The organism is Microcystis sp. M090S1 (assembly GCF_020246295.1).
Lineage (GTDB): Bacteria > Cyanobacteriota > Cyanobacteriia > Cyanobacteriales > Microcystaceae > Microcystis > Microcystis aeruginosa.
Map to the genome: position 1 here is coordinate 1 of NZ_JADBTF010000337.1, position 4,050 is coordinate 4,050.

General features: G+C 43.7%; 6 protein-coding genes and 1 tRNA gene. 4 read left to right on the forward strand and 3 right to left on the reverse strand.

Translation table 11 applies throughout. The features are described 5' to 3' along the window. The first annotated feature begins 148 nt into the window (after positions 1-148). The 3 genes from IM477_RS14975 (at position 149) to IM477_RS14985 (ending at position 1,182) form a co-directional block, all read left to right on the forward strand. Positions 149-406, forward strand: a complete 258-nt coding sequence (locus IM477_RS14975; RefSeq protein WP_287732384.1) for a DUF5615 family PIN-like protein — start codon at positions 149-151, stop codon at positions 404-406. A 249-nt stretch (positions 407-655) separates the two neighbouring features. Beyond that, entirely contained in the window at positions 656-997 is a 342-nt protein-coding gene (locus IM477_RS14980) for a hypothetical protein (RefSeq protein ID WP_159292852.1), read from the forward strand. After that, positions 994-1,182: a hypothetical protein gene (locus IM477_RS14985; protein ID WP_002783384.1), complete on the forward strand. Its 189-nt coding sequence runs from the start codon at positions 994-996 to the stop codon at positions 1,180-1,182. Before IM477_RS14980 ends, IM477_RS14985 begins: the two co-directional genes overlap by 4 nt. A gap of 270 nt (positions 1,183-1,452) precedes the next feature. Here the strand turns inward: IM477_RS14985 and IM477_RS14990 are convergent. After that, a tRNA-Arg gene (locus IM477_RS14990) sits at positions 1,453-1,525 on the reverse strand. An 88-nt stretch (positions 1,526-1,613) separates the two neighbouring features. Next, positions 1,614-2,753, reverse strand: coding sequence for a ferrochelatase (locus tag IM477_RS14995; protein ID WP_287732385.1), 1,140 nt, complete (start codon positions 2,751-2,753; stop codon positions 1,614-1,616). Positions 2,754-2,951: 198 nt separating this feature from the next. On the opposite strand from IM477_RS14995, the gene IM477_RS15000 reads away from it, so the two are divergent. After that, positions 2,952-3,710: an LmeA family phospholipid-binding protein gene (locus tag IM477_RS15000; protein ID WP_002757745.1), complete on the forward strand. Its 759-nt coding sequence runs from the start codon at positions 2,952-2,954 to the stop codon at positions 3,708-3,710. A gap of 16 nt (positions 3,711-3,726) precedes the next feature. On the opposite strand, the gene yidD is transcribed toward IM477_RS15000, so the two are convergent. Beyond that, positions 3,727-3,957, reverse strand: coding sequence for a membrane protein insertion efficiency factor YidD (gene yidD / locus IM477_RS15005; protein WP_079208867.1), 231 nt, complete (start codon positions 3,955-3,957; stop codon positions 3,727-3,729). Positions 3,958-4,050: the final 93 nt, after the last annotated feature.

The window sequence follows — 4,050 nt, forward strand, 5'->3', positions numbered from 1 at the left end:
ATAAGACCAGAACAGAGTAAATCTGTTAAGGCAGGTGCGAAAAATCCTTCGGGAAAGAAGCAGAAACCCAAATCGTGAGGTTTGGGAATCGCCGTCCGTTTTACGGCGGCGAGGATGTCAAGACGTACTGACGATCAATAAAATTGGTTTGACTGGCTGCACAGATGATGTCGTACTTGACTATGCCATACAGGAAAATCGGATTCTGCTAACTCATAACTGCGATGACTTTGAAGAGTTGCACCAAGCCAATCCAAGCCATTCGGGGGTCTTAGCGGTTTACCGTAACGCTAACCGCTTTAAAAATATGGACTTCAAGGCAATTGTCAATGCGATCGCCAATCTGGAAACGGCTAACGTCCCTCTTGCTAATCAGTTCATTTCCCTGAACCAGTGGAACTATTAATTCTGCTTTGTCGTGATCGCGTCACAAATCTTAAGTTATATATCTCTCTCACTAGCGATCGCTTTCTTTTCCCTGTTTTACTGCTTCTCAGGCGAACTATTCTCATTCCGTGAGATATTGTGGCGCAGTGTGTCGGATTCGCCTTTGCCTTCTCCCTTGACTGATCCTCAACTCGATCGCAAACTAAATTAAACAGGATTACCTCGTACCAACCAGATGATAGACTGGGGATAATAGAAATAATTGAATATGGCTACATTACCGGAGGAAACCTTAGCGAGCATTTTTGATCTACTGCGTCAACTAGCGGATCAGATAGAGTACGCATCGGCAACGGAATGGCAACTTTTTACAGAATATGGGGAAAATGAACGGACATTATCAGAATTAGAAGAATTATCTAATGCCAGAGAGAGGGTAACTAATTCCTACTCCCGAATTAATAATATCCTGCTGAGAATTTTACAAGAGCAGCCGACTCTCTCAAATACGATGCTAGAGATGTTAGAAAGAGCGATTTTGCAAGGAACAGCCAGTGTGGATGCTGTTAGTGCTAGTGTTGATGAAGTAAAGAGGCAATGGAACTTATGATGACTTACCGCACCTCCTATCCCGATGAAGCAACGAGAAAACAATGTCTTGAAAGCTTACGGGAAACTAACCGCCAGATTGAGCTTTATAATCTTTTTTTAGACGATATACTCGCCCAACTGGAAACAGAATCCCGTCAAAAGAGACGAGAAAGGCTATTGCAAAGAGGGCAAACTATTAAATAGAGGGATGCACAGAAGAAGGAGTTTCAGGTAGTTTCTCTTGTTTTACTCCTTCTCAGGCTGTATATCCTCATTCCGTGAGATATTGTGGCGCAGTACGTCCTATTCGCCTTTGCCTTCTCCCTTGACTGCGCTTCAACTCGATCGCAAACTAAATTAAACACAATCAATATCAACCGACAGGACTCAACTGACCTAATTCCACGCTCACCGCATCAAAGCGATTGTCCCTGGGACGATAGGAGAGAATTTCCAATCCCTACTTAACAATAACGGGTACGGTAGGGATCGAACCTACAACCGTCCGCTTAGAAGGCGGATGCTCTATCCATTGAGCTACGTACCCAGGAAAGCACAATTATAGATTATACTTCCAAAAGTGACAAGTGGTAGGACTAATTTTCGCCGTTGCCCCTCTTTGCCACTGTCAAAACTTAATGATGGTGGTGGTGTCCGTGGTGATGATGGTGATCGGAATGAATGTGAGGAATTGTTACAGAACTATTGACAGATAAAGCCTCTTGTGATAGTAAAGCTTCGATGTGTTCCTCGGCCCAATCGGCAGCCATCCGGCAAAATTCGGGGTTATCGTTGACACAGGCCATCTGCACATAATTAACCTGGTCGTGTTTGCGGCGTAAAGCTTCGATAATATGCTCCACATCCAGCAAAGTTTCGTGATTTTCCGTAGCAAAGCCAATCGGCATGAAAATTAAGGCTTTGGCCCCTAATTCAATCAAATTCTTCGCCGCTAACTCTGCATTCGGTTGCGTCCATTTAATTAAGGGGGTTTGGTGATTTAACCAACCCACAGAAATCAAGGGATAACGATAGATTAATTTTTCCCGGACTAACTCGTATAAAGCTTGACTTTCATCGATTCCCGACGTAAATCCCTTAGCTTCGTGGGGACAACCGTGATTCATTAAAATAATGCCAATTTGCGAGGGAAGACAGCTACTAGCTACCTCGGCCGCGATTTTTTCCTCCACTAACCGCGCCATTAGCTCTATATAAGCGGGTTGGTTATAAAACGAGGGAATATAGCGCAATCCTTTGACCCAATGTTCCCCCCTTTGTCCTTGAGCTAAAGCTTTGTTAACTTGTTCGATCGCAATGCCACTGGTAAAGATAGAATCAACAACGAGGAGAGGATAGATCAAAATTTTCTCGAATCCCCGTTCGCGGATTTCCGTTAACACCTGTGCCGGTAAAAAAGGCGCGCAGAAGTTAAACGCTTTGAATACCTCCACCCGATTACCCCATTTTGCCTGTAAATTGCGCTCGATTTCCTGTCTTTGATGCTCGAAAATGTGGTTATGGGGCGAAATAAAGTGATTATGCTGATGTTGCCATTCGTGTAGGTCAAATATGGCCAATAATTTCGCTAGGGGAGGATAAACCCAAGTCGGTACAGGAGCGAACTTAGCCGTCAGCAGATTTAAGGCCTGTTCATTATAGTTGGCAAAGTCCTCGTAACTCTCCACTTCCCCGTATCCCATCAATAATACCGCCACTCGATCGCTGTGGTTGTGGGTAGCGGCTAACTGTTGTTGATCTGAAATGGCAACCACGTTTTTAACCCCGATTTTCTAAGTGAAAAACGCTATATCACTGGGATAGTAGCACTTTTCTATCCTATCCCCTAGCACGGGATAGACCGCTAAAAATTTATAACCTCTACAGAATCATACAGATTGCTTATCATCCTCATTAATAAAACGAGATGTAAAGAAACTTTAAATAATGTTAAGATCGTTGTAGTCCCACTTATGAGAGATATGACAGCAGGCGTGTTTGGTAGCTTACCTTTTCCCAATCAGAGCGGCGATCAACTCATCAGTAAGGCGGTGAGTGCTGCGATCGCTGCATTATTCAAACGGACAGGCAAGCTGAAAGCGACTGTCCGCGCCGAACCCGTGGCCAAATTACTCCAAGGCAGTATCGACGGTTTTGACTTTATCGGTCAGTCGATGCTGATGTACAATGGCCTACGCATCGAAGCCATGGAATTGTATGTACAAGCAGTGGCGATCGATTTTAGTGCCATTTTTACCGGACAGGTAAAACTCCGTCAACCGACGCGGGCCACTTTGCGGGTAGTTTTAACGGAAGAAGACTTAACCACCTCTTTTAATACACCTTTTATTGTCGAAAAACTGCAAAGATTAGAGTACGAAGGTAAATCAATTCACTGTCAGAATACGGAATTAATTCTCAATGACGATAAAACTTTAACTCTGAAAAGTCTCATCAAATTGGGAGAAGAAGAACCAATTCTTCTAGAAATGACCACTGCTGTGGTTGTGGAAGAACGGCGAAAAATTCAATTTGTTGAGGTGGTTTATCAAGGGGACGAAAGATCGAAAGCTTTAGGAGAAGCTTTAATCAGCCACGTTAACAACCTCATGGATTTAGATAAATTTGCCCTCGATGGTACCCAATTAAGAGTCGATCGACTACGTTTAAAAGATAAACAGATTATCTTTTATGGTATCGCCGATATCGAGCGTTTTCCCCAAAGAAAATAGGCAGTATTTTGGCCTTTTAATCGTGCTTGTGGCTACAGGGAGGCACAGGATCGTAACCTCCGGGGTGAAAAGGATGACAACGGAGAATACGCTTAATTGCTAACCAAGAACCGCGCAGCACACCAAAGCGCTCGATCGCTGCTATGGCATACTGGGAACAGGTGGGTTGAAAACGACAGGAAGGGGGAAATAGCGGCGAAATAAACCGTCGATATCCCTCAATTAAGCCAATAAAAATTCCTTTCATCGAAAATTTTGGGTCTGAAACCCCGTCGTTCTACGACGGCTTTACTGTTAAATATTAGCGCATTTACACGATATATGCTAGAATGCGAGATAT

Excerpts from the sequence above, each read along its gene's own strand:
- IM477_RS15000 (WP_002757745.1), top strand. The coding sequence starts at position 2,952 with ATGAGAGATATGACAGCAGGCGTGTTTGGTAGCTTACCTTTTCCCAAT.
- IM477_RS14980 (WP_159292852.1), top strand. The coding sequence starts at position 656 with ATGGCTACATTACCGGAGGAAACCTTAGCGAGCATTTTTGATCTACTG.
- IM477_RS14985 (WP_002783384.1), top strand. The coding sequence starts at position 994 with ATGATGACTTACCGCACCTCCTATCCCGATGAAGCAACGAGAAAACAA.
- yidD (WP_079208867.1), bottom strand. The coding sequence starts at position 3,957 with ATGAAAGGAATTTTTATTGGCTTAATTGAGGGATATCGACGGTTTATT.